Origin of the sequence: Psychrobacter sp. JCM 18900 (genome assembly GCF_904846625.1) — a bacterium.
GTDB lineage: Bacteria > Pseudomonadota > Gammaproteobacteria > Pseudomonadales > Moraxellaceae > Psychrobacter.
In genome coordinates, this window is sequence record NZ_CAJHBL010000001.1 from 356090 (window position 1) to 381647 (window position 25558).

22 protein-coding genes and 1 tRNA gene are annotated in these 25558 nt (G+C 42.2%); 11 read left to right on the forward strand and 12 right to left on the reverse strand.

Features of this window, described 5'->3' with window-relative positions; genetic code table 11:
• The first annotated feature begins 80 nt into the window (after positions 1-80).
• Both JMX96_RS01395 and JMX96_RS01400 read left to right on the forward strand, forming a co-directional pair.
• Entirely contained in the window at positions 81-581 is a 501-nt protein-coding gene (locus tag JMX96_RS01395; RefSeq protein WP_201566832.1) for a lactoylglutathione lyase family protein, read from the forward strand.
• A 232-nt stretch (positions 582-813) separates the two neighbouring features.
• Positions 814-1626, forward strand: a complete 813-nt coding sequence (locus JMX96_RS01400; RefSeq protein ID WP_201566834.1) for an enoyl-CoA hydratase — start codon at positions 814-816, stop codon at positions 1624-1626.
• 190 nt (positions 1627-1816) lie between these two features.
• On the opposite strand, the gene JMX96_RS01405 is transcribed toward JMX96_RS01400, so the two are convergent.
• The 3 genes from JMX96_RS01405 to JMX96_RS01415 all read right to left on the reverse strand — a co-directional run bounded on the left by JMX96_RS01405 (position 1817) and on the right by JMX96_RS01415 (position 6114).
• A complete protein-coding gene (locus JMX96_RS01405; protein ID WP_055124581.1) occupies positions 1817-2155 on the reverse strand; it encodes a RidA family protein in 339 nt (112 codons plus the stop codon).
• Positions 2156-2318: 163 nt separating this feature from the next.
• Positions 2319-3566, reverse strand: a complete 1248-nt coding sequence (locus JMX96_RS01410) for an NAD(P)/FAD-dependent oxidoreductase (protein WP_201566836.1) — start codon at positions 3564-3566, stop codon at positions 2319-2321.
• Between the two features lie 343 nt (positions 3567-3909).
• Positions 3910-6114 carry an ATP-dependent helicase gene (locus JMX96_RS01415; protein WP_201566838.1) on the reverse strand — a complete coding sequence of 735 codons (2205 nt, stop codon included), beginning with the start codon at positions 6112-6114 and terminating at the stop codon, positions 3910-3912.
• A 409-nt stretch (positions 6115-6523) separates the two neighbouring features.
• On the opposite strand from JMX96_RS01415, the gene ychF reads away from it, so the two are divergent.
• The 4 genes from ychF (at position 6524) to JMX96_RS01435 (ending at position 10841) form a co-directional block, all read left to right on the forward strand.
• A complete protein-coding gene (gene ychF, locus JMX96_RS01420) occupies positions 6524-7615 on the forward strand; it encodes a redox-regulated ATPase YchF (RefSeq protein WP_102094907.1) in 1092 nt (363 codons plus the stop codon).
• Positions 7616-7743: 128 nt separating this feature from the next.
• The gene (locus tag JMX96_RS01425; RefSeq protein WP_201566840.1) at positions 7744-8367 is read left to right on the forward strand and encodes a hypothetical protein; all 624 of its coding nucleotides are present in this window, start codon (positions 7744-7746) and stop codon (positions 8365-8367) included.
• 273 nt (positions 8368-8640) lie between these two features.
• On the forward strand, positions 8641-10056 hold the full coding sequence (locus tag JMX96_RS01430; protein WP_201566841.1) for a deoxyguanosinetriphosphate triphosphohydrolase: 1416 nt from the start codon (positions 8641-8643) through the stop codon (positions 10054-10056).
• 104 nt (positions 10057-10160) lie between these two features.
• Entirely contained in the window at positions 10161-10841 is a 681-nt protein-coding gene (locus JMX96_RS01435; protein ID WP_057759356.1) for a TetR family transcriptional regulator, read from the forward strand.
• Between the two features lie 21 nt (positions 10842-10862).
• Here the strand turns inward: JMX96_RS01435 and gspK are convergent, their stop codons facing one another.
• From gspK to tsaA, 8 genes are all read right to left on the reverse strand, one after another.
• The gene (gene gspK / locus JMX96_RS01440; RefSeq protein ID WP_227676843.1) at positions 10863-11936 is read right to left on the reverse strand and encodes a type II secretion system minor pseudopilin GspK; all 1074 of its coding nucleotides are present in this window, start codon (positions 11934-11936) and stop codon (positions 10863-10865) included.
• 48 nt (positions 11937-11984) lie between these two features.
• Positions 11985-12812, reverse strand: a complete 828-nt coding sequence (gene gspJ / locus JMX96_RS01445) for a type II secretion system minor pseudopilin GspJ (RefSeq protein ID WP_201566842.1) — start codon at positions 12810-12812, stop codon at positions 11985-11987.
• On the reverse strand, positions 12809-13279 hold the full coding sequence (gspI, locus tag JMX96_RS01450) for a type II secretion system minor pseudopilin GspI (RefSeq protein ID WP_227676844.1): 471 nt from the start codon (positions 13277-13279) through the stop codon (positions 12809-12811). Before gspI ends, gspJ begins: the two co-directional genes overlap by 4 nt.
• Positions 13280-13317: 38 nt before the next feature.
• Positions 13318-13944, reverse strand: a complete 627-nt coding sequence (locus JMX96_RS01455; RefSeq protein ID WP_413786720.1) for a prepilin-type cleavage/methylation domain-containing protein — start codon at positions 13942-13944, stop codon at positions 13318-13320.
• A 409-nt stretch (positions 13945-14353) separates the two neighbouring features.
• Entirely contained in the window at positions 14354-15037 is a 684-nt protein-coding gene (locus JMX96_RS01460; protein WP_057759351.1) for a TetR/AcrR family transcriptional regulator, read from the reverse strand.
• Between the two features lie 233 nt (positions 15038-15270).
• Positions 15271-16059, reverse strand: a complete 789-nt coding sequence (locus JMX96_RS01465) for a TatD family hydrolase (RefSeq protein ID WP_201566844.1) — start codon at positions 16057-16059, stop codon at positions 15271-15273.
• Positions 16060-16217: 158 nt separating this feature from the next.
• On the reverse strand, positions 16218-18005 hold the full coding sequence (locus JMX96_RS01470; RefSeq protein WP_201566845.1) for a GspE/PulE family protein: 1788 nt from the start codon (positions 18003-18005) through the stop codon (positions 16218-16220).
• A gap of 59 nt (positions 18006-18064) precedes the next feature.
• Positions 18065-18919, reverse strand: a complete 855-nt coding sequence (gene tsaA, locus JMX96_RS01475) for a tRNA (N6-threonylcarbamoyladenosine(37)-N6)-methyltransferase TrmO (protein ID WP_201566847.1) — start codon at positions 18917-18919, stop codon at positions 18065-18067.
• Positions 18920-19345: 426 nt separating this feature from the next.
• Between tsaA and JMX96_RS01480 the strand changes: the two genes are divergently transcribed.
• Both JMX96_RS01480 and JMX96_RS01485 read left to right on the forward strand, forming a co-directional pair.
• Entirely contained in the window at positions 19346-20119 is a 774-nt protein-coding gene (locus JMX96_RS01480; RefSeq protein ID WP_201566849.1) for a ferredoxin--NADP reductase, read from the forward strand.
• 152 nt (positions 20120-20271) lie between these two features.
• Positions 20272-20358: transfer RNA gene (locus JMX96_RS01485), tRNA-Leu, on the forward strand.
• A gap of 79 nt (positions 20359-20437) precedes the next feature.
• Here JMX96_RS01485 and JMX96_RS01490 read toward each other — a convergent pair.
• Positions 20438-20683: a hypothetical protein gene (locus tag JMX96_RS01490; protein WP_201566851.1), complete on the reverse strand. Its 246-nt coding sequence runs from the start codon at positions 20681-20683 to the stop codon at positions 20438-20440.
• Between the two features lie 505 nt (positions 20684-21188).
• On the opposite strand from JMX96_RS01490, the gene dinB reads away from it, so the two are divergent.
• The 3 genes from dinB to JMX96_RS01505 all read left to right on the forward strand — a co-directional run bounded on the left by dinB (position 21189) and on the right by JMX96_RS01505 (position 25515).
• Positions 21189-22274 (forward strand): DNA polymerase IV, encoded by a 1086-nt coding sequence (gene dinB / locus JMX96_RS01495; protein ID WP_201566853.1) that lies wholly within the window; start codon positions 21189-21191, stop codon positions 22272-22274.
• A gap of 170 nt (positions 22275-22444) precedes the next feature.
• Positions 22445-23647 (forward strand): tRNA preQ1(34) S-adenosylmethionine ribosyltransferase-isomerase QueA, encoded by a 1203-nt coding sequence (gene queA, locus JMX96_RS01500; RefSeq protein WP_201566855.1) that lies wholly within the window; start codon positions 22445-22447, stop codon positions 23645-23647.
• A gap of 110 nt (positions 23648-23757) precedes the next feature.
• Positions 23758-25515 (forward strand): FimV family protein, encoded by a 1758-nt coding sequence (locus tag JMX96_RS01505; protein WP_201566857.1) that lies wholly within the window; start codon positions 23758-23760, stop codon positions 25513-25515.
• Positions 25516-25558 lie beyond the last annotated feature (43 nt).

Below are 25558 nucleotides of genomic sequence, written 5' to 3' on the forward strand. Positions count from 1 at the left end.
TTGATAATTTTACATAATGAAGGTGCATTTGTATACTGGCCTCACGTTAAACAAGAATACAGCAAACAGGAGCACAAGCTATGAACAATGTTTATCCAAGAAGCTTTTCGCACATCGGTCTGTCAGTCCCTGACTTAGATGCCGCCGTAAAATTTTATACTGAAGTGATGGGTTGGTACACCATCATGGAACCAACTGAGATTGTCGAAGATGACAGCCCGATTGGTGAGATGTGTACTGAAGTATTCGGTGCAGGTTGGGGCAGCTTCCGTATCGCTCACCTATCTACTGGTGACCGTATCGGTGTTGAGATTTTTGAATTCAAAAATCAAGAGAACCCTGAAAACAACTTTGAATATTGGAAAACAGGTATCTTTCACTTCTGCGTTCAAGATCCAAATGTTGAAGATCTGGCTGAGCGTATGGTTGCCGCAGGTGGTAAAAAGCGTATGGAAAAACCACGCTACTACTACCCTGGCGAAAAACCTTACCGCATGATTTATATGGAAGACCCGTTCGGCAACATCGTTGAGATTTATAGCCACAGCTACGAGCTTATCTATAGCGAAGGCGCATACTAGGTTCAGTATAAATACAGCTTAGTATAAATTTAACCTAGTATAGATTTAGCTTATATCTGACTGAAAAACCAATAGCGTACTCATCATCTGAGTGCGCTATTTTTTTCGTGAGCTTTCTATGTCAGTCACTTATTGTATAGAATATGAGCCATGCTACTATTTACAACGATTTATATAACTTTATAAATAGCAGCCTTTGCCAAATCAAACCACCCATTATCAAGGATGATAAATGACTCAATTAGGCACCACTCTAGACCTAGACGACCTTCTGATTATTAGAGAAGACAATAAAGACAGTGGCGTCGTCACGCTCACCTTAAACCAACCCAAGCAATTTAATGCATTATCCGTTGAAGTGCTGTCTGCTATGCAAGCAGAGCTAGACAGTATCGCTCAAGACAATACAATCAGAGTCGTGGTTATTCAAGCGACAGGCAAGGCGTTCTGTGCTGGTCATAATCTAAAACAAATGCGCGCACACACAGATGCAGCATTTCATCGTGCGCTATTCCAGCAATGTAGCAAAATGATGCTTACTATCAACTGTATGCCACAAGTCGTCATTGCAAAAGTACAAGGGATTGCTACCGCTGCAGGATGTCAGCTGGTCGCCGCTTGTGACTTGGCCGTTGCCGCTGATAATGCAAAATTTGCTACTTCTGGGATAAATGTGGGGCTTTTTTGCTCCACGCCTGCTGTCGCCGTCAGTCGCAATTTGCCCCGCAAGCAGGCATTTGAGATGCTGATTACAGGTGAATTTATCGATGCGCATACCGCTTTGCAATATGGATTGATCAATCGAGTTGCGCCAGCAGAGCAACTCGATCAAACACTACAATCACTGATAACAGCCATTACTGCTAAATCTCCTGTCGCAGTAAGAACTGGCAAAGATATGTTCTATAAGCAGTTGGGTATGAACATCGAAGATGCGTATGATTATGCCAGTGAAGTAATGACGGGCAATATGATGGCGGACGATGTGGGTGAAGGGATTGATGCTTTTATTGAGAAGCGCCAAGCAGTATGGAAAGGGTGTTAGTACCCATGACACTAATCATTGTATTGCTTAGCTGACGTTATACGGAGTGCGCTTGGTTTAGAAAGTTAGCATACCGATTTGCAGTAATTAAATTTGCTTATTACCAAGCACAAAAAAGGCCACGATATCGCTATCATGGCCTTTTTTATTTCTATTTAATACCGATACTACAAGTACTGCGAGCCGTCTATTACTCAGCAGCGATGGCGATCATCTCAACCAATAGCTCAGGACGTGCCAATGCTGACTCACCACAAGCGCGAGCCGGTGGCTGAATACCTTCAAACCACTGGTCATAGACTTCATTCATGGCAGCAAAGTCAGCCATGTCTTTGATCCAAACCGTGACTGATAGTAGCTTTGATTTGTCGCTACCCACTTCTTCTAATAGCGTTTGAATTTTTTCCAGACAAGTCAATGTTTGCGCTTTGATATCGTCTTCTGCGTTACCTACCTGACCACACAAATAGATAGTTTGGTTATGGATTACGGTTTTGCTCATACGTTGATTGCTGTGTAGCTTCTTAATCATGTCTATACCTTTCATTTATTAATTTAAGTCTGTGCTAACTATAGTCAATCCACTATAAAAGCGTTACAGCGTTAACCTCGCTTGAAGTATGACATATACATCTGCACTCGGTTGCCTTGTACCGCTCTTAAATTGGATCAACTATATATCAGATACGCGCTTAGTTAGAAAAACGCTGGGCACTAAATGGTGCAAGATTGACCAATGTAGGCTTATCGTGAATCATCTCTTCAACCAGACGACCTGTCATTGGCCCTAAAGTAAAGCCTTGATGACTGTGACCAAATGCGAACCATAGTTTGTCATGCTTGTCTGCAGGACCGATTACTGGCTTCATATCAGGCATACAAGGACGTGAGCCTGCCCACGCTTCACTCTCAACCGCATCTTCTAATGGCAAGATTTTTTTAGCAAGCTTCAATACAGTTTTTAACTGACCAAAGTTCTTTGGCGCATTCATCGTGGTCATCTCAGCACCAGTGGTGATACGGATACCCTGCTGCATTGGACCCATCACAAAGCCTTTGTCCATATCAAACATACTGTGATTGATGGTGTTCTTTTCTGTCACTTTGAAATGCTGATGATAGCCGCGCATTGGGAACAATGGCAAGTTATAGCCAAGTGGTCTGATCAAGTCGTTCGACCATGGACCCGCTGCAATGACCAACTTGTCACTATAATAAGTGTCATTATCAGTGATGATTTTCCAGCCTTCGCCATCTTTTACGATTTCTTTTACATCGCTCTCTTTGATCGTACCCTGCATATCTTGGAAGTTTTTTGCATAAGCTTTCACGAGCGAGCTTGGGTTCGATACTTGCCAAGAGTTTTTCCAATGAATTGCGCCAACAAAACCTTCAAAATTGGCACTAGGCTCCATGGCTTTTAGTTCTGCAACGTTCAACACATTATGCTCAACGCCTTGGTTGCGAGCATCAATGGCTGCTGCTTGCGCTTCTTTAAACGTCTCTTCTGAGCGATGCAATTGCAACCAACCATCACGAGTAATGAGCTCGTCAGCACCAGAGGCGCTAATCATGGTTTGATGCTCACTGGTACAATGCTCAATCAACGTCTGCCACTCTGATTCGATCTTTTTGACTGAAGCTGGCGTAGAGTATTTCCAGTATTGCAGCAGCGCTTGGTGATAACGCAAAATGGCCGGAATACGATAGCGAATATCGGTACCTTGGTTTGGTAACACTCTGATCATTTCTGTCAGCTGACGAGGAAAAGGATGTGTATGAATGGCTTCGCGCTGAATCAATCCTGCATTGCCATATGAGGTCTCTGACCCTGGCAATTTTTTGTCTAACAATAATACATTTGAGTTATTTTTTTGTAGATGCCACGCGATTGACGTGCCAACCATACCTGCACCGATAACGATAACTTCGTAGCGCATAACCTATCCTTTTCTTAGGGTGTTAATACAGAGTATCAAATATAAGGGTCTAACAGAATTAGGTGGTAATAGTAACGCATTAGGACAAATTTGAAACCCTTATCTGAGAAATATTTTTGCGTCACATACTTTTTGTTATAGGGTTTTTGAGAAGGTATTTTTGATAGGAATAATACCGGCCTTGAGAAACAGGCTAGCAACAACTTTAGTGAAAATAGCGTCAAATTATCCAATGTTTTTGAACATGAAATTTTCAGCTATTTGAAAGCTCACTTATCTATATTACTGAATAGCCTTATTAGCTTATGTTTAATTGATTAGATAATCAACTAAGCATAGCGTATTACCACCAAATTGGGTCGTCATCTTCTATCATGGTCCGCCTTGTCGTTTCAACCGTTACCTCATCCGCAGATAGCTCAGCGATAAAACGTGACGGCTTATCAAAATATCCAGAATAACTAGAAAAGTAGTTTGGTGCTGTCAGATATAACTGCGTCTTTGCACGACTACAGGCAACATAAAACAGCTTACGCTCTTCTTCTAACGCTTCAAAGTCATCCAAAGAACGGTGATGCGGCGTGATGCCATCTACCAATGAGTTAACAAACACTACTGGCCATTCAAGTCCCTTAGCACTATGAATGGTCGAGATAGTGACTTTGTCATTGCTACTGTCTTGTCCATTATCCGAATTGCCCATGACAGCAACAGAATCATTAGGTGGGTCTAAAGCGAGATTTTCTAAAAAGCTATCAAGGCTTGTGTGCTCTGTCGCTAAGTTCTTTAATACCCGAAAATCTTCGGTACGCTCACGCCAATTTTCTTCAATCAGCTTTAATACTGGAATATAAAACTCAAGAATATGCTCAATAGCTGTCTCGACCGTTTCAGCTTGCTGTGCCTTGGTAAGCGCGTAATACAATGGCTCTAACTGATCGCTCTTTTTTGCAAAAGGTGCTGCTAGTAAGGACTCAAATGCATTATTGTCAGCAGTAATAGCTTGGGTTAAGCGCGTCGCCGTTACTGCTCCTACCCCTTTAAACAAAGTTAAAATACGATGCCAAGCAATTGTGTCATTTGGGTTATAGAGTATTTTGACAAAGGCCAATACGTCTTTGATATGACGTCTTTCAATGAACTTGATACCACCCACGACGATAAAGGGAATATTGCGCGCCATAAATTCTAGCTGTACGTAATTGGACTGAAATGACGTACGGCATAATACTGCAAAGTCGTTGTAGTCATACTCTGGCTTTAGCGCGACGATCTTGTCAGTGATATAGCTCGCTTCTTTTGGCTCATCACTGAGTCGTCGAAATACTGGTTTGTGTCCTTCTATCGGCGCATCAGAATACAGCTGCTTTTGATAGCCTAGCGTGATTTGCTCTGACAAAGCATTGATATAATTTAAAACGGACGGCGTACTACGATAATTTTGCTCAAGCTTAATAAGTTTGGCATGAGGATAAGTCTCACCGAACAGAAGAATGTTTTCATAATTGGCACCGCGAAACGCGTAAATACTTTGATTGTCGTCACCAACTACCATCAGCGATACCGAGTCAGGCTCACATATTAAGTCGATTAGCTGCTTTTGCGGAATATTGGTGTCTTGGTATTCATCAACCATAATGTAACGATATTGGCTTTGCAGCAGCTGTCGAAAGGTGTCATTGGTTTTTAAATGACGCACTACTTGGCTAATTATGTCATCAAAATCATATAAGTGATTGGCGCGCTTATATTCATGGAAATCAACTGCCAGCTGCTCGATGATAGGAATATGCACAGCAATATCTGGGTAGTTACTTTCGATTAAGTCGCGAATATGTATACGTCTGTTTCTAGACGTCGAGATGATATTTTGCAGCGTTTTTTTACGCGGAAAGGCTTGTGCCTTGGTTTGAGCAGGATACTTTTTTTCTTTATGCACCAAGTCGATAGCATCCTCACTATCGCCAGTATCCAGAATCGTAAATCGCGGATTGATACCGAGCAGCCCTGAATATTGTCGTAGCAACATATTACAAAAAGAGTGAAAAGTACCACTAGTGATGCTATTTAAAGCTTTATCAGTTGGCAGCTTATCCTCGGCGAGCTCTGCATCTGATAGCTCTTGATTTGAAAGACTGCTTGCCAGTAAAGACTTAGCTCTATCTTTTATTTCATTTGCCGCTTTACGCGTAAAGGTCAGTAGCAGAATCTCTTTAGGCGACACCCCATTTTCCAATAGATAACTGGTCCGATAGGTCAAGGTTTTGGTCTTGCCCGAACCTGCACCAGCAATGACCAATACTTTGCCGTCGATCGTAGTCGCGGCCATTAACTGATCAGGATTTAACTCACTGGCATAATCGACTTTTAACCCCAATCCACTATCTAGCCTCTGCTTTAATAACTTGAGGTTTTTCTTCTCAGCAGTATCGATTAAATTCGCTTCTAGTTTTTTAATAGCCTGCTCAAGCCGAGTCAGTTTAGGCTTCATCTCAAGGAAGTTCTGCGGGTATTTATAGTGGCGTGTGTCAAAAATCGAGGTTGTCATTGTCTAAAATTGCCTTACATTTTATTTTGGCGATATTATCAGCTTACGTCTGATTGTTTATAGCTTTAGAGTAAGTATTATTTGCTAAACCTAGCAGAGTATATGTGCTGAATTTACATGAACTTCAAGCCCTTATCTATACGTGACAGTTTACCATATTAAAAAATAGGCTTTATCAGCTCACATAAACTATGTGTCACTCGTATTGATTAACCTTGTTCATTTTCAAGCCTCTAATATAACCTGCTTTTGTCATAAAGATGCGTATCGTCATCGAGTAAAAACCTGAGCATATACCGTAACAACCTCACCCCTATTCAGGTAAATTTGCTACAATGTGCCCAATTTTGATTTATCATTTAGCCAAACTTTATACCAACTGATTTTATTAATACATTGAGAGAATGTTATGGGTTTTAATTGCGGCATCGTCGGCCTACCAAACGTGGGTAAATCCACCTTGTTTAATGCGTTGACCAAAGCGGGTATCGCCGCTGAAAACTTTCCGTTTTGTACCAAAGATCCCAACACGGGTATCGTGCCAGTACCAGATCCACGCCTAAAACAACTGGCTGATATCGTCAATCCTGAACGCGTATTACCAACGACGATGGAGTTTGTTGATATCGCAGGTCTAGTCGCAGGCGCGTCAAAAGGCGAAGGCATGGGTAACCAGTTCCTAGCCAATATTCGTGAGACCGATGCGATTGCTCATGTGGTACGCTGTTTCGATGATGACAATGTGGTGCACGTTGATGGCCGCGTTAGCCCGATTGATGATATCGAAACCATCAACACTGAGCTCGCATTAGCAGATTTAGAGGCTGTTGAACGCGCGGTATTTAACTTGACCAAAAAAGCAAAAGGCGGCGATAAAGATGCTGGCGCCATGCTTGATGTGTTCAAAAAAATTGAGCCATTACTAGCAGAAGGCAAAGCGGCTCGTGCAGCTAACCTAGACGCTGATGAGAAAAAACTGATCAGAAGTTATGGTTTAATTACGCTAAAGCCAACCATGTATATCGCTAACGTTTCTGAAGATGGTTTTGAAAATAACCCATATCTCGACGCTGTTCGTGACTATGCCACTGGTGAAGACTCTATCGTCATCGCGCTATGCAACCAGATCGAATCTGAAATCGCCCAACTTGATGAAGACGATAAAAAAGACTTCTTAGCTGAAATGGACATGGAAGAAGCCGGTCTTGACCAAGTAATCCGCGGTGGCTATGACTTACTTGATATGCAGACTTACTTTACCGCTGGTGTAAAAGAAGTACGTGCTTGGACTGTCGCTATTGGTGCGACAGCACCGCAAGCAGCTGGCGTGATTCATACTGATTTTGAGCGTGGTTTTATTCGCGCTGAGGTTATTGCGTATGATGACTTTATCGAATACAACGGCGAAAAAGGCGCTGCTGCTGCTGGTAAATCGCGTCTAGAAGGCAAAACTTACATCGTACAAGATGGCGATGTGATGCACTTTAGATTTAACGTATAACTTTAAATAGTACAGCTTATTTAAAGTTAATTAGCCGATGTTGGATATTCTCCATCATCGGCTTTATTTTACCTATAAATTGTTATATTATAACATATCTTTATATTGCTTATTTGAGGATTCATACCGTGACTAATTATTTTTCTAAACTTGCAGGTATTACGATACTAGGTAGTGTGATGGCAGGCTCTCTATTGGGCTGTCAGCCAAACAACGATACCGATGCAGTGGCATCTGAAGAAGCACCAATAGATAATCACGCCGAGCATGAACAAGGTCATGAACAAGGTCATGAAATGCATGACGATAAAGAGCATGAAGAGCATGAAGAGCATGAAGAGCATAGTGATATGGAACACGATCATGAAGGGCCTAATCATGAAGATCATAGTCATGAAAGTCATAGCCACGAAGAACATACGCACGCAGGTCATGATCATGCAACACACGCCAGCAGCAGCACCCCTTTCTCTTGTGAGCCTACTGCTACTATCGGCGTTTCTTATCATAGCGACAGTACACCACAGACAGCGCATTTGCTCATCGATGGTATTGAATACGATTTGACAGCTACTACGAATAGTGAAACTGATGCTGATAAGGGCATCTATACTAGCGATATTGGATTAGATGATACCCACGGCATCATCTGGCAAGTAAATGGAGACAAAGCGACGTTGCTTAATAAGACACTGGACAGCGATGTCGCTATCGACAAGGAAGACGTAATTTTTAACTGTCAAAAGTCTTAATATAGTTGATTCAATATAATTTGGATACAGGCAAGGCAAGTGAAAGCACTACCAATAGTAGGCTAAGCGATACTCACACTGTATCCAATTTATAGGGCATTAACTCTAGTCAAAGAAGTCTAAAATGAGTACAAGGCAGCCGACTACAGATTGTACAAATAGTACCTCTAAGGAAAGTAACGCCGTAGCCGTTTAGTAGTTCTCTGACTATATAGCTGTACCAAGGTTGCTATTTTGCTATGCTAGAGGTTCCCTTGGTTCCGGATGTTTAATATGCTAAGTACACCAACCTCTTTGTCGTCCCCTACCACACAATGGTCACATCTTCTCAATTCACAACGTCTTGGTGCTTCCAAAAAATTTAACGCCAATACCAGTACTCGCTCTCAGTTTCACAAAGACTATGACAGACTGGTATTTTCTCACTCTTTTCGTCAGTTAAATCAGAAAACCCAAGTCCATCCATTGACCAATCAGCTCGGTATTCATACGCGCCTGACTCACTCGCTAGAAGTTTCTTCTATTGGTCGCTCTTTGGGAATGATGGCCGCCGAAAAAATTCATGACGCATTAGGTAGCGGCCTACCAGCAGGAGTCTCACCAGCAGATGTCGGCGTGATTGTACAAGCGGCTTGTCTCGCTCATGACATTGGTAATCCGCCTTTTGGCCATGCTGGAGAGTATGCGATTCGTGATTGGTTTAGACAACCTGAACCGCAAGCAATTTTGCAAAATTTAAGCAGCAACGAGCGATTAGACTTACTGGCATACGAGGGTAATGCTCAAGGGTTTCGCCTATTGGCACGTAATGAGCATCATCCTGACAAGGGTGGCATGCGACTTACCTGTGCCACGCTAGGCGCCTTTATGAAATATCCGTGGTTTGCGACTCACAGCAACGATGTCAATGACAACCATTATAATGTGCAAAAATTTGGCTGCTTTTATAGCGAAGCGTCTCAACTAGAAGAGTTAGCTGCGTGTTTGCATTTGCCACGCTCAGAACAACACGATGGCTTTGCGCGCCATCCATTGGCTTATCTACTAGAAGCGGCAGATGATATCTGTTATGCGCTAATCGATTTAGAAGATGGCATCAATCTGAATATGCTAACCTATAGCGAAGTCGCTACGATATTTTATGAGCTGATTGGTGAACGTCCGAGCAGTGTAAACCTACCAACGCATATATCTGTCAGACAAAGCCTCGCCTCCTTGCGGGCACGAGCCATGATGCGTTTGGTCAATACCGTTACCGATGCTTTTGTAGCCAACAGTGATGCATTGCTAGCTGGCACATTACAAGGTAGCCTATTTGCCCATTGCGATACCAGTGTACAAAATGGTATCAATCAAGCTAAGCAACTGGCACGCGAAAAAATATTTAATCATCCGAGCAAAGTAAGAATGGAGCTGATGGCCAATCAATGCCTGCATAGCCTATTGAATGCCTTTATGCCACTCGCTTGGACAGGGTCTCAATATGCTACTATGCAGCCGCCGATGTCTTTTGAGCAGCAACGTCTGTTAAGATTGCTACAGCCCCATCTTGACGAACATCGCCGCATATTGTCTGACGATATCTACCATAATGTCTTAAATATTTTGGATTTTATTACAGGTATGAATGACCACGAAGCATATCGACTGGCGCAAGAATTGCAAGGCCATTGGGGCACAGTGGTTTAAAAGACCAGTACAGGTTTAGTAAATGAACACGAATGACGTATTTCAGTCGTATTTATGCGTTGAAATGAGTATGATAAACACCTACCGGACAATTTTGAAATATTATGAGCAGTCGCGAACAAAAAAAACTTCAAACTCGGCACGCCTTTTTTAATGCTGTGCTCGATTTATGTATGACTGGGCAATCTTTTAGCTCTATCAGTCTCAGACAAGTAACACGCGAGGTTGGCGTTGTGCCGACGGCGTTTTATCGCCATTTTGATGATATGGAGTCACTCGGGCGCGCTTTGGTCATTGAGGAATTGGGCGGTACGTTAGCCACGTTAAGTGATAGCCTGCAGATTGGCCGCAAACGTAGTTTCGATCGTCAAATCGCAAAAAGCATTCAGCTATTCTTGTATATGGTCAGCGATCAGCCTTATTACTGGCAGTTCTTGGTCAGTGAGCGTTATGGTGGGTCAGAAGCAGTACGAAAAGCCATTAATGAGTTGATTAAGATACATGCTCAAGGTTTGGCCGACGACTTAGCGTTGCAGCCAGCGTTTACCCATATCAATGCTTATGACCGTCGCCTATTGGCTGAGGCTGGCGTAAATATGTTCTTCTCTTGGATTATTGATTGGCTAGAGCTGACCTACACGGAAGATCATGATGATGAGATTGATCTAAACGAAATCGAAGAAAACAAACAGCTGATGCTGCATAACTGTACTCGTCAAGCACAGATGCTTTTTTACGGGGCTTATAATTGGAAGTCTAGCGAAGAAACACGCCTCAAAGACTAAATACGATCTCAATACCCTCTGCTAAAAGCTCGGACGAAATGCCCATAGTCGCTGTGTCACTACTTTGACTTCCTTGGGCATTTTACCGTTTACCTCACTACTATTACTCGCCTGATTATTATTAGCAGCCTGACTACTATTAACTACTTGATTATTATCAACGACAGTTTTACTGATCAAGACTGTGGCAAAACGCTCTCTCGCCTGACCGACAGTTGCATTATCAGTCGCTGTGATAAGCGCCATAAATGCTTGGCTATCAACGGCAAGCATGGGTGTTAAAGCTTTTCGTTGCTCATCATTTAGACTGCCAAATATCGGTAATTGCCATACTGCATCAATAGACGTCAGCGCCTGCTGTGCGCGCATATCTACCAGTGCTTGCATCTGTTGGCTGTTAGCACCATCAACTAGTGCGGCTAACAATACGGGACTGGCAGTATTGATATTAATAGGCACATAATAAGGCACCGCAGTAAGATAGGGCCGTAATACTGATAATGTCTCAGCGCTCACCCCTTTCACTTCTAGTAGCTGATCGATACTAACAAAAGGCTGATTTGGCAGAGCATCTGTTGCTACAGCGTTTGACTGCTGCGCATATACCGTACTTTCGTTACCGCCATCTTGATATACCTCGCCGTCTACATCTTGCCAATCAAGTATAGCAATAGCAATAGCAATATCAGGCTCTAGATTTAGTTGCGTGAGTAGTCGTTGGAATACTGCTAAAGCAGTGGTGTTGGCCGACCCATTTTGATACAAGTTATTAATGTTAAAACGACCAGACTCATCGCGTAGCTCAATGCTGACACTGTGACTAGCCAATGTATAAGGTGGTATAGACTGCGCCCAGATATCTTGCGCACTATCCGTATCATTGAGGTTGCTATCAGCGCGAAGCATCGTCACTGCTAGCTGTTGACCTGCATCGATATCTTGCAGCAACTGATTTTGATCGAACAACAGACCACTACGCCTAATTGCGATTTTTTGGCTAGCAAGCATCGACCCTGCAACCACAGTAATACTGACTACCAATAATAAGATAGTCAGCAGTGCAACACCGCGTTGAGAGTTCGCAGTCATCGACATACATAGCCTTTGTTATTGAGCAATTGATGCATTCTAACTACTACCTTCTCAATTATTCGTTCCTAAATTGCTATTATTGTCACTACTACCACCACCACCACTACCGCTGTTGTCATTATTAGCATTATCATTGTTACTACCATCTGTATTATTGACTGTGCTTTGACTATTGCTATGCGATATCGGTTGCGGGGCGAGTGCCCATTGCCAAGTGATTGGCATATCTTGGTATGTAAAGCTAACCGCGACTCCTTTCGGCAATAGAACAGCTGTGGGCTTGGAATTCGCTGTATTCGCTGATTGTTTCACCGCTGTATTTATACTACCGCCACTGTTAGCGTCATCGCTCGGAAATCTGGTACTTAGCTCTGGTAGATAGGCTTGCCAGCTTCCTGCTGTGACACCTTCGAGTAATACGCTGTCCAAGCTGACGCTGTCACGCCCGCCTTCCATACTGGTATATTGGCGACGTATCAAACGCTCATCCGCAAAAATATATTCGATACGTTGAAGGCTATTGCTACTCTGATATCTTGGATCAGGATCGGCAAAACGTACAAAGCTGACATGCTCGCTATCTAAGCTCATAAAGGGCTTAGGCGCTATTTTGTTTATTTGCTCGCTTGATTGGGGTTTATTGTTTGCTACACTAACACTTTGAGTGGTCGACGCTTGATAAGGGATAATTTGACCCATGTCTTGCTGTAACTGTAAATAAGCGTACTGCAGGACAGCCAGATTGTCAGCATGAAATTGCGCGCGCTCACGAGCACGGTTGACCCCATCAAATACCTGCCAGCCTGCAACGGCTAGCATCGCAAATATTGCCATAGCAACCATTAGCTCAAGCAGTGTGAAACCACGCTGATGTCTCACAGACCGCCCCCTGCCTGCTCGCTATTACGTGTTGTGCTTAGACCACTTAAATCCAAACTGCCCGTATCTTGCTCAGTATTACTTAGCATCACAGTGATATCACTGACCGATGTGCGCGTCTGTCCATCTATAATAGGCGAAACTGCGATATTCACTTCTTTTAGAGCAGGTGTAATGGCATCACCAACTGTCATTGATATTTGCCAATCACGCCCTTGAGCATTAACGGTTTGGGTGCGGTTGGCTGTCAGCCACGTCCCTTGAATACGTAAATCAGCGGCGGCATTTTGGGCGACGAAGTGAGCAAGTGTACGAGTACGCAATATATCAACTGAGCTCAGATACGCGCTACTGGCACGGCTCGCCGCGACGGCTACCACTGCCAAAATAGCCAGAGCAACCATCACTTCGATAAGGGTAAAGCCGCTTTCTCGCCCAGACTTGAGTGGTATAGCTTTTGATGACATAGACTGACTTGTCATAGGAGGTTTATATAATTTAGTCACTAGAACCCCTGTCCGATTCGCATGCTACCATCTGGCATTATGGTAATCACCTCGCCCACTAAAAGCGAATCGTGAAGCACTTCAATGGTGACGGGCGTTGCTTGTCCTGTACCAAACCACAATACCTGCGGTACGTTTTGATCGCTAAACCAAGGCTGTAACGTTTGGGTTTGTCCCGTATTTTGTAGACCGCTAGAATCCAAACTTTGAACTCTAATACTTACGCCAGTAGGCAGTTCAGGTAAGCTAACACCCGACTCAACCTCCCAACTTGGCGTTGGTTTTTGCTCATCAGTAGAGTCTGATAAACCAGCCACCTCTGCCGACAGCTCCATAGCATTCTTAGGCTGACTGTCGGTGCTATCTGACGTCATCTTTGTTGTCTGATACGCAACATATGGATTTGATAAGGTAACGATGACTGGCTCTACTTGACCTTGCTTATCTGCCTGCATACGCAAACCCATCGGCTGCATACGTTCAGCCGATAATAGTCGAACGTAGCTCAACGAATCGGTAAGATGCTCATAAAAAGCGCGGTTTTTGCGGGATTCGCTGCTACCGACAGACAAACTCATTATGCCAGCAAATATAGACAAGATAACCACTACCACCACGATTTCCACCAATGTAAAACCAGCCTGTGTCCGACTGTTTATTGATGAGACTGATAATAAGTGATAAGCATCTCTTGATATGGAGGTGCAGCGGCGACAATGGTCTGTATGTCTTGTATCTAAGCAGCTTGGCCGAGGCGTTTGGTCAATTACAGTAAAAGAGCAAGTAGCCGCTGAACTGGACTGAGTCTTGACAGTGACCGGCATATTGCACCTATAAGCCCAAGTTTAATTGTCGCAGAATGAGAAAGGGTTTTTGAAGAATATTAGAAGATATGTGAATTAATACTGCAAATCGTGCTGCAATAGTAAGCATTGCAACACGATTTATTAAAGCCAAGAAAAGTTCACAACCCAAAAATTACTTGATAGTTTATTAATAGTTCCTTTACTAAGAGCTACTTTACCAATAACTATTTTAGTAATTGGTATTGCGATGCTCTTCTGATTCAGTATCGATTTGCTCTACTAGCTCTTGCATATCCTCATCCATGACCTCTTCATCATCAGCAGGATAATGGCTTGGCAACTCTAGCACTTGCTGAACAAACGCATAACGCAGCGTATCACGGCGACCTAAGTAGCGTTGGTAAAAGCTTGAGTTTAAGAGCCCTGCACCGCCCTGACCAATCGCCCAAATAGACGATAGATAATCACGAGTACTCAAATTACTGTGCTCATCTTTTAAGTATGCGCTAATAATATCAATCAAACGCTTCATGCGCTGGCGACGGATATCATATAACTCACCAAACAAACGATTGAGACCAGTCACTGATGCTGCCAGACGCTCTTCAATTTGGTTCAATAGCATGGCTTTTTGCGGATTGAATAATTGCTGGAAAATCATGCGGGCAACGCCTGCCGACGGGCAGTCATCAATACGGTTAATCTCAAACAATTGCTCTTCGTAACGAATAATAATACGCAGATAAAGCTCATCTTTACTGGAGAAATGCTTGTACAGGGTGCCTTTAGCCAAATCGAGCTGATCTGCCAAACTGTCTAAAGTGATATCACCATCGCCTGACTCAAGTAGCAATTGTTCTGCCATCGCTAAGATGTTCTCTTCTCGTGCCTTGAACTGGTGCTGACGACTCATAATCTCTCCTAAAACATGACAAGATTAAGCATATGACCATCAATTATGTGCGTACATTTGGCAATGAGCGTATAAAACTATACAAGAACTGCTGAAATACCATAAAAGGGATATGCTTATATTTACAAATAGTCATTGATAATCATATAGTTACATTTAGTAAATCGAATACTAAAGGGGATTAAACTATACGACCATCACATAAATGACTGACTGGTCATAGCATAACCATTTTAGCGATACTGTGCCAGTAAATTTTCAAAGTTTTTTGCGGTTAATGCTCCAACCTCGTTATTATCACAACCGTACATATCTGCGATAAAGCTTGCGACGTAAGGTACGTAAGCAGGCTCATTGGGACGACCACGCTTAGGTACAGGCGCCAAATATGGACTGTCTGTCTCAATCAAGATTCTGTCTCTAGGCATGTGCCTTGCAGCATCTTGGATATTTTGGGCACTTTTGAAACTGACAATGCCTGAGAAGGAGATATAAAATCCTAAATCTAAAGCACGTTTCGCAGTCTCCCAGTCTTCAGTGAAGCAATGAATAATACCATGCTCAGCGCCTTCACTTTTTAAGATATCGATCGTATCTTCTTTTGCGTCACGCATATGGATGACAAGCGGTTTTTTTAGTTGCTGACTGGCATGGATATGACGTGCAAGACTAGCTTGCTGCTCTTTTTTATTTTCTGTAGACCAATAGTAATCTAGCCCTGTCTCGCCTATTGCCCATACATGCTCTTTATCAGCAGTTTCTATTAAACACTCAACCGTCGCTGATTTCAGTACATCGATATCTTCACAGGGATGAATCCCTACACTCATCCCTAGATTTAGTGTCTCGTCACCGTAGGTGCTCACAATATTGGCAATCTCGTCATACTCCGCAAAATCACACATGATTGCCATTGCACGGGTAACATTAGCAGTTTTCATGGCGTCAATCGCACCAGATAATTTACCATCGTATTTCGTCAAATCTAAACGGTTGAGGTGACAATGAGTATCTGTAAACATAAATAATCTCGTTGTTGAAACTTTCTCAATTAAAAGTCTGGGAATTAAAAATTTGAATTTTCATTATATTGATTGCTGTGAAGGAAGCTGTTTTCAAGTGACATCATATTTCCTACTTTTAAAAACCTATTCACTAATGCACGTCCTAATACATGAGACTAATTAAGAGGCACGACTCGCATCACCTCTTCTATGGTTGTCACACCTTCACTAATACGTTTTGCCCCTGATAAACGTAATGGCTGTAGACCTTCGCGATAGGCTTGTTGTTTGAGCACATCTAAGTTTGTATCGGCTGCGACCAGTTTTTTTAATTCGTTAGACAATGGCATAATCTCGTATAGGCCGACTCGTCCCTGATAACCAGTATGTCGACAATGCTCGCAGCCTTGAGCCATATAAATTTGTGCTGGGGCAGGCGCACGCCAAGGTTGTACCAACTCCTGCCATTGAATGGCAATCTCACTGTCTGGCACAACGTCTACTGCTTTTTTGCAATGCGGGCATAGCGTACGTAACAAGCGCTGTGCCATTACGCCTAAGATAGTCGCTGATGTCAAAAATGGCTGAATACCCAAATCATGCAAGCGAGTGATTGAACTTGGCGCATCGTTAGTATGTAATGTCGAGAGCACCAAATGCCCTGTCAATGAAGCTTGTACTGCCATATTGGCTGTTTCAGCATCACGAATCTCCCCTACCATAATGATGTCAGGATCTTGACGCATCAAGGAGCGAATGCCGTCAGCAAAGTTTAGATCGACACCTGGGTTTACTTGCATTTGGTTAAATGCAGGTTCAATCATTTCAATAGGATCTTCAATGGTACAGACATTGACTTGTTCAGTCGCTAGCTGCTTGAGAGTGCTATACAAGGTCGTGGTTTTACCCGATCCTGTAGGCCCAGTGACCAAAATAATGCCGTTTGGATAAGCAGTCAATTCATGCCATGTTTCAAGCTGCTTGCCGGATAGACCAAGCTGAGCGAAGGAACGTACCAGTACTTCAGGATCAAACACCCGCATGACCAACTTTTCACCAAAAGCGGTTGGCATAGTCGACAAACGAAGTTCTGTCTCTAGTCCCTTTGGCGTTCGCGTCTTTAAACGACCGTCTTGTGGTTTACGCTTTTCTGCAACGTTTAGTCGCCCTAGAATTTTAATACGTGCGGTCACCGCGACGATGATTGCCAATGGCATCTCATACACCGTATGTAGCACACCATCGATACGGAAGCGAACCTTACCTGTCTCACGACGTGGCTCTAAATGGATATCACTGGCTCGTTGCTCAAAGGCATATTGCAACAGCCAATCAACAACTCTAACAATATGCTGGTCATTGGCATCAGGATTAGTATTGTCACCCAATTGCAATAATGCTTCAACATTGGTCACATCGGCAGCTGCACGCTTATGGACACTATTTGCGCCTGCAATCGCTTGGGTGACTTGATAGAACTCTTGCCGATAGCGTTTAATCTGCTCAGGATTGATATAGACCGTACGATAGCTTTTTGATTTGATCAATTTTTCAATACTTGAGTGCCAGTCAGTATAAAAAGGCTGATCCGTTCCAATAATCACTTCGTCTACAGCGACCTCAATCGGTAAAATATGCTGTGAACGTGCATATTCAAATGACATCAATTGTGTGACTGCAGGGACATCAACTTTTAGAGGGTCAATACGAACGAGAGTCATATCTGCTTTAGCCGCTAGCCATTGGTTGAGCCAAGCCAAAGTTAATTTATTTTCAGCGCTAATGTCCGTCGCATGGCCATTAGGCAAGCCAAATGCACTAATCGTTAGTAGAGGGTGCTGCGCTTTGTCGCGACGGCTAGTAATGACTAGGTTATAGCCGCGTTGGTCAATCACTTTATCTGCCAATAGCTCATCTAGACACCAACGCAAATCAATCACTATCGAGTACTGTTGAGCAGACATATCTCTCTTCTTCTATTGTTTTAAAATGTGTTGTCAAAAATAATATCAATGCAAGCCAGCTACACCGCAACCACAGCGATTATCTGTAGCTGTCCTAATTCCATCAACTGAAAACTCACATCAACCGATTTATAACGCATAACAAATGGCATAGCGATTTCTGTCCGTCGATAAGCTGGACGCGGGTCTTGGGCAATTAATTCTTTGATAATGCTCATATCTGAGGCTACTAATTGATTTTGTATACGATGAAACGTAGACGCAACTGTCGCACTATTCGATCCAGTGTTTGCGTCTTTAATACTTGTATCATTGTTAGCATTACTAGGCTCGCCTGCGCTTACTAGCATCATAAACTGTTCGTTAGCAGCATCGGTCACAGTCACAGTTAATAACTCTGGAGCAGCTGGTGCAAATCCACTCTGTGCTTGGGTCAGCGCATCACTATAGGCCACATATGGCTTTATATCGATGATTGGCGTGCCGTCTATCATATCAGCACCTTTGATAATCAATAATACACGACCTTGAACTATTTTGACTTGCTCGAGCTTAACGACAGATAGGCCTAGTCCTGAAGGACGATACATGCTGCGACTGGCAAATACCCCTATTTTTTGATTACCGCCCAATCTTGGTGGGCGTACTTGAGCGCGAAAACTAGTACTGGTTTCATTGTTATTTTTATATCGATAATTATGATGAAACTGCCAACTCACCCATATATGACTAAACTTGTCCAAACCAACAAATGCAGCTGGCGTATCATATAGCGCTAACATTTCAATAACACTAGTCAAAGCGACTAGGTTTGGCTGGCGCGGCGCACCAAATTTCTGCGAAAGCGGCGCACGATGATAGCCAATAATAGGAGCTTGATGGTAGTCATCTAACAGGGGATTTTCATCAAGCATAGACCAACTCCAGTAATACAAAACTGCCCTGATAAGGCAGTTTTGCCAAATGATACAAAATTACTCACTAACGATATTCCATTTTATCATGCTAGACAAACACTGCTAGACGGATTTTTATTTTAAAGTTTGGTATTATGAGCAAGAAATTTGATGAGAGTCATTTACATTTGGGCGATATGACCGGTAATGCTGTCATCGTTGACGCAAATTTACTATGTCTAATGACGTAATAGCTGGCTATATATAAGCTGATAAATCAGCTGTATTACGCTTACTCATCATTTACTAATTCATAAAAATAGCAGTTTCGACAACGATTAAAAGACTGATACGTTTTTATAATGTTCAATTTAACATTGAAAATTCTGATTTAATACTTATTCAAACTTAACACACAAATAACAACTTATTAACGAGGACTTTATGTCAAAACTTCGCACCGAAACGGTCACAGAGGTTCATCACTGGAATGACTCTCTATTTAGTATCAAAACCACTCGTGACGATGGCTTGCGCTTTCGTAATGGCGAATTTGCGATGATTGGACTTGTTGTTGATGGCAAGCCACTACTACGCGCTTATTCAATCGCCAGCCCTAACTATGAAGATCATTTAGAATTCTTCTCTATTAAAGTTCAAGATGGTCCGTTAACTTCACGCTTACAGCATATCAAAGTAGGTGATGAGCTGTTAGTCAGTAAAAAGCCAACAGGCACACTAGTATTGGACGATCTGCTACCAGGTAAGAACCTTTACATGCTCTCTACTGGTACTGGCCTTGCTCCTTTCTTGTCACTAGCACGTGATCCTGAAGTGTATGAGCGTTTTGACAAAATCATCTTAGTGCATGGCGTACGTCATGTTCATGATTTGGCTTATCGCGAGATGTTTGAAAACGAGCTGCCTAATGATGAAATCTTTGGTGAATGGTTCCGCGAAAAATTCATCTACTATCCAACCGTTACACGTGAAGAATTCAGAAACCAAGGTCGTGTCACTGATTTGATGAAATCAGGAAAATTGTTCGAAGATATTGGTTTACCGCCAATGAATAAAGACGACGACCGTGTCATGCTTTGTGGCAGCATGCCGTTTAATGCTGAGGTTTCTGCTATTTTAGATGACTTCGGCCTGACTGTTTCACCACGTATGGGTGTGCAGGCAGATTACGCAGTTGAGCGTGCCTTTGTCGGCTAGAATGATGCTATTTAGCATCATTAGAACAAATGAAAAATTGTATAAAATAATACTTGACGCATGTAAATAGGCTGCTATAATACGCAGCCTATACAGTCAACACTGTAGCCCAATTAGATAATATTTAGTCAATAACTATTATCACCTAACATGCCAGTGTGATGGAATTGGTAGACATGACGGATTCAAAATCCGTTGCCTTTAAAAGCGTGTCGGTTCGAGTCCGACCACTGGTACCATTATTTAGTACAAACTAGCCTCCTTAATCGGAGGTTTTTTTGTGCTTATTATACTTGTTTTAATAAATTCCTAGCTCGTTTATATCGATACTTCAAATGGCATGACAGCGCTTATCTTAATCGGTACCGCATAACTCCATGGCATGCCAGCACTACAATAAAAATATCCATCATTAAATGACACAATGTAGGCTGTAAAATCATTACCACACAGATCCATCATAGCTTGTTCATCGCTTTCATCACACACCGCGCACCATATATTTTCATCACCCCGCGCTAGCATTGCTCGTGTCAAATCGCTCCCTTTTAATTCATGACTCATCATCAGCTCCTTAATTATCTTGAACTTTCTCATTACTATTTTTTTAGAAAGTTAATTTACCAGTACTCAATTTATAAGTTTGGTATGAGCTATAAACAATGTCTTATCAGGTCAACACAATTCCTATAAAAGACCATTTATTACTTTCATAACTATTGATTATCGTGGTTAATATATTGTAAAACGATAGCATTAGAACTGTAACATATAACTATAATATTCATGATGGAAGGCGATAATATTCAGACAGGCGGTATAGAAAATCTGAAAAACTTAAGGTATACACCATACTGAACATTTCTTAGTGAACATATGTTAATTATATTGAATTTACTAGTGTTTTAACGCCGTATATCTCTGACTATTAACCTTACACTATATTTAATTATTGATATATAAATTATTCATATATTGCCATATTTTTATGGTTCTATATTCGAAAAAACCTTTACCGTTTAATAATCGATACTGAAATAAAAGTATTGAGTGATGTAAAATATTAATAATGAAAACTCCTACAGCATTCAATCCACGTAAAATCATTCATATAGATATGGATGCGTTTTATGCCAGTGTAGAACAACGTGATTTCCCAGAATTACGGGGCAAGCCACTAGTGGTTGGTGGAGATCCAAATGGTCGCGGTGTTGTAGCAGCAGCTAGCTATGAGGTACGTCAGTTTGGAGTGCGCTCAGCTATGTCTTGTTATGAGGCTCGCAAACGCTGTCCAGAAGTCATATTTGTTAGACCACGTTTTGAAGTATATCGAGCTGTTAGCAGCGATATTCGCAATATCATGTACAGCTTAACGCCTCATGTTGAGCCATTATCGCTAGATGAAGCTTATCTTGATGTCACTGGTCTTACTGTACATAAAGGCTCAGCAACATTGATGGCCAACTGGTTAAGAGCACAAATATTGCAACATACAGGATTGACTGCTTCTGCTGGCGTGTCCTTCAACAAGATGTTGGCCAAGATTGCCTCTGATATCAATAAGCCTAACGGCACCGCTATTATCACGCCAGAAGACGCTGATGCTTTTATCAGCACACTACCTATTGAACGATTTCATGGGATAGGTAAAGCAACGGCAAGGCGATTACATGCGATGGGCGTGATTAACGGTGCTGATCTACGCCGTATGTCAGCTGAAGTATTGATTAATGAGTTTGGTAAGCGCGGACAGTTTTATCATGATATCGCTCATGGTCGGGATAAACGCGCTGTCAAATCTGAGCGTCTGCATAAGTCTGTTGGTTCGGAGACTACTTTTAGAGAAAACCTAAACGATGACACGGCATTACGTGTACAAATTTATGAACAAAACGCGGATGCCTTCGCACAGCTGCACAAAAAAAATCTCATCGCTCATACTATAACGCTCAAGGTTAAGTATGCTGATTTCACTCAGATTACCCGTACGCACACCCTAACCACCGCTTTTAGTAGCGCTGAATCTGCACATTACTGGTTAGACAAGTTATTCTTAGATATTCCTCGCCAGCTCCCTATCCGATTAGTCGGGGTCACTTTTTCTTCATTGACACCTGCAGCTCAACTATTGCCTCAATTAAATTTATTTGAGTAAAATAAACGAAAACTAACGTGATAAACATTAGGACAGTTAAATATTTTTGCTTAGGCTATTTAAATAATTCAAATATATTTTGTGCACGGTGACTACTTAGTAAAGCAACCTTTTATAGCAGTATTTCTGCTACAATTATGCCAAAATTTCTATCCATTTAAAGACTGATTATGACCAACGCTCACACTGCACCTTCCGATTCTAATGTCCCGCTTGATACCGATAACAATAGTGACGTCTTAGATTATCTAAGCGTGGAAGATTACGACTATGACCTACCAGATCGTTTGATTGCGCGATATCCATTGGCACAGCGTTCTGCTTCAAAACTTTTGTACTTGCCTGCTCACATTGACACAAATGCTACGCCTGTAGAAGACTGTTTGTTTTCTGAATTGCCTGAATTGTTAGACGCTGGAGACCTGATTGTATTTAATGATACAAAGGTGATGAAGGCACGCCTATTCGGTCAGAAAGACACTGGCGGTAAACTTGAGGTCTTGATTGAGCGATTGGTTACTGTCTCAGACTTAGATATAGCAACACTGCATTTAGAAGATTCAGATAATGAGTCAGTCAACCAAGAACATATTGCCCTTTGCCATGTAAAAGCCAGCAAAGCACTGAAACTTGGTCAACGTTTTCAACTTGCCGATAGTCATATGAGTGGCGCGATGATTGGTCGTCAGGATAACTTGTTTATTTTAGCCTTTGATGCGCCAATTTTGCCTGATTTAGAACTTTATGGTGAGCTACCTATCCCGCCTTACTTTGAACGTCATGCCGATGACACCGATAATACTCGTTATCAAACGGTATTTCATAACCCTGCTAAGCTTGCAAGTGTCGCTGCACCGACAGCAAGTTTGCATTTCGATGAATTGGTGCTCAATAAGTTGGCAGAAAAAGGCATCAATACTGCTTTTGTGACATTGCATGTTGGCGCCGGTACCTTTGCACCAGTTAAAACAGACAATCTACTCAATCATACTATGCACAGTGAGTCTGCACATCTGCCACAAGCAACTGCTGAGCTGATTAATCAAACGCATGCAAATGGCAATAAGGTTATTGCTATTGGCACCACGGTGACTCGCGTCCTTGAAACGGCGTATCAAAAAACGGCTATTAATGGACAAGCACTCTCTAGCTGGTCAGGGGACACAGACATCTTTATTTATCCAGGGTTTAAATTCGGTGTTATCGATCGACTATTAACAAACTTTCATTTACCCAAATCGACGTTGCTAATGTTGGTATCAGCTTTTTCTGGCAAAGCATCGATTGAACAGGCCTATCAACATGCTATTGAAAAAGAATATCGATTCTTTAGTTATGGCGATGCGATGTTACTTGACAAGAAAATAAGCTGAACATTAAATAAACATTTATGCATTGGACGCAACAGTTGTGAAATAAACTGGTAAACTAAACCGTACTTTGTTATAACAGCAAAGATAACTTATTTTGTAAAGGACTGCTCATGTCTTGTCATTTATCTCGTCGCTTGACTCCTGTACATCGCGCGGTATCGATGGCATTACTTTATTCTGTAGGTTTGGTGGCTATTATTCCAAGCGCGCAAGCGGCAACTATCGGTAAGACAGTCGTTAGCTCAGCTCAACATGAACCGTTGAGCGCAAGTATCGTGGTTACCGACATACGAGCGTCTGATTTTTCAGCAAGCTTGGCCAATCCAGTTATGTATCAACAGATGGGATTGACGCCGACTGATTCAATGCAGGTGCGCTTTCAAGCAACTTCAGCGACCAGCGGTCAGGTATTGATCAGCACATCGCAGCCCGTGTCCAAGCCTTTTGCTGATTTGGTGTTATCGATCAATGATAATGGGCAGCAAAATGTCGTACCAAAAACATTATTAATGCCGTTAAGCGATAGTCTACCGATTAATAAGACTCCAGAAAACATTGTCAAAGGTACAAAAAAACCTAATTTACCAAGTGTTTCTGCAAGCACTGCAAAACCGTTAACTGTAAGAAAAGGTGCACCGCCACCACTAATATCGGTATCTAACGCTGCTGCAAATAAACCAGCTCTAGCAAACATAGCAGCAGTTGATTCCTCTATTTCTAGATCAGTGTCTAAGATACAAGCTCCAACAGTGACAGCTACTTCGCAGACTAGCAACTTTACTTACGCACCTAGTCGGCTTGATAATGGGCGTTTAAATAGTGATTCTGATATAAAGAACCCTATCAGTAATGCAAAGAATACTGATAACGGCTTTAGTTCATCGAACCGTTTAGATAGCAGTGCTTTGAGTGCGAATAACAGCACTGAACCTACGAAAGCGATTGACAACGATAGCGATAAGGCAAGTATTAAAAATACTCCAATCTTAGATAAAGTATTAATTGATAAACCACTCGATACTCTAAATATTCAAGTCACACGGCAGATACAGCCGAGTCGTAAACATACAGACGCTGACGCATCACCCGTACTTACTTCAACTACTAGCATCATAGCAAGCAATACTGAGAACAATGATACTAGCGTCATGGCAGCTTCTATTGACAATACAACTTCGAAAACCGCTAATAGCGCTATTAATAATACGTCTTCAAATGACATAGCAATAGATAGTTCGACAACCAATCAATACCAAGTACAACGTAACGATAGCCTATGGATTATTGCTCAGCAGATCGCGCAAGAAAACAATCTAGATACTTCCGTCGTGATGAAGCAAATTCAGTCACAAAACCCTGATGCTTTTATCAATAAAGACGCAGATCAATTAAAAGCAGATGCTAAGCTTATTTTACCTAGTTATGATGTCATACCATCACAGAAAAATTTAGAAGCAGCTATCGATGCACAAAGGCAGTATATTCGTAGAGCAAATACAGCGGCGATGCAAAAAACAGCTCAGAGACCTTTTAAAAAACCTTCTATAAGTACGCAAGCGGCCAAGCGCCCTGAGAAAGCCACGACGACTAAAACACAGACCTTATCAAAAGCACAATTTTCTGTGCTTGCGCCTGGGCGAGATGGCAATGCAGATGGCACTCAAGCAAAAGCGGCATCAAACACAGGGAATGGTTTGAGTACAGATATATTAGCGACACTCAAGGCATCGCGGCAGCAAGCAGCATCACAGGCTCAACGATTATCAAGTACGAGTAGCACTCTTAGTAGCTATACTAAAAAAATTCAATTACAAAACCAAAAATTGGCTGAGCTACAGGCTCGTCTCGAAAAATTACGTAATCAATAACTGCCTAACTGATTCATACATTAGATTGTGATCACAGGCGTAG

Coding starts and splice junctions, on each gene's coding strand:
- JMX96_RS01395 (WP_201566832.1), top strand. CDS start 81: ATGAACAATGTTTATCCAAGAAGCTTTTCGCACATCGGTCTGTCAGTC.
- JMX96_RS01400 (WP_201566834.1), top strand. CDS start 814: ATGACTCAATTAGGCACCACTCTAGACCTAGACGACCTTCTGATTATT.
- JMX96_RS01410 (WP_201566836.1), bottom strand. CDS start 3,566: ATGCGCTACGAAGTTATCGTTATCGGTGCAGGTATGGTTGGCACGTCA.
- JMX96_RS01415 (WP_201566838.1), bottom strand. CDS start 6,114: ATGACAACCTCGATTTTTGACACACGCCACTATAAATACCCGCAGAAC.
- ychF (WP_102094907.1), top strand. CDS start 6,524: ATGGGTTTTAATTGCGGCATCGTCGGCCTACCAAACGTGGGTAAATCC.
- JMX96_RS01430 (WP_201566841.1), top strand. CDS start 8,641: ATGCTAAGTACACCAACCTCTTTGTCGTCCCCTACCACACAATGGTCA.
- JMX96_RS01435 (WP_057759356.1), top strand. CDS start 10,161: ATGAGCAGTCGCGAACAAAAAAAACTTCAAACTCGGCACGCCTTTTTT.
- gspK (WP_227676843.1), bottom strand. CDS start 11,936: ATGTCGATGACTGCGAACTCTCAACGCGGTGTTGCACTGCTGACTATC.
- gspI (WP_227676844.1), bottom strand. CDS start 13,279: ATGTCATCAAAAGCTATACCACTCAAGTCTGGGCGAGAAAGCGGCTTT.
- JMX96_RS01460 (WP_057759351.1), bottom strand. CDS start 15,037: ATGAGTCGTCAGCACCAGTTCAAGGCACGAGAAGAGAACATCTTAGCG.
- JMX96_RS01465 (WP_201566844.1), bottom strand. CDS start 16,059: ATGTTTACAGATACTCATTGTCACCTCAACCGTTTAGATTTGACGAAA.
- JMX96_RS01470 (WP_201566845.1), bottom strand. CDS start 18,005: ATGTCTGCTCAACAGTACTCGATAGTGATTGATTTGCGTTGGTGTCTA.
- tsaA (WP_201566847.1), bottom strand. CDS start 18,919: ATGCTTGATGAAAATCCCCTGTTAGATGACTACCATCAAGCTCCTATT.
- JMX96_RS01480 (WP_201566849.1), top strand. CDS start 19,346: ATGTCAAAACTTCGCACCGAAACGGTCACAGAGGTTCATCACTGGAAT.
- JMX96_RS01490 (WP_201566851.1), bottom strand. CDS start 20,683: ATGAGTCATGAATTAAAAGGGAGCGATTTGACACGAGCAATGCTAGCG.
- dinB (WP_201566853.1), top strand. CDS start 21,189: ATGAAAACTCCTACAGCATTCAATCCACGTAAAATCATTCATATAGAT.
- queA (WP_201566855.1), top strand. CDS start 22,445: ATGACCAACGCTCACACTGCACCTTCCGATTCTAATGTCCCGCTTGAT.
- JMX96_RS01505 (WP_201566857.1), top strand. CDS start 23,758: ATGTCTTGTCATTTATCTCGTCGCTTGACTCCTGTACATCGCGCGGTA.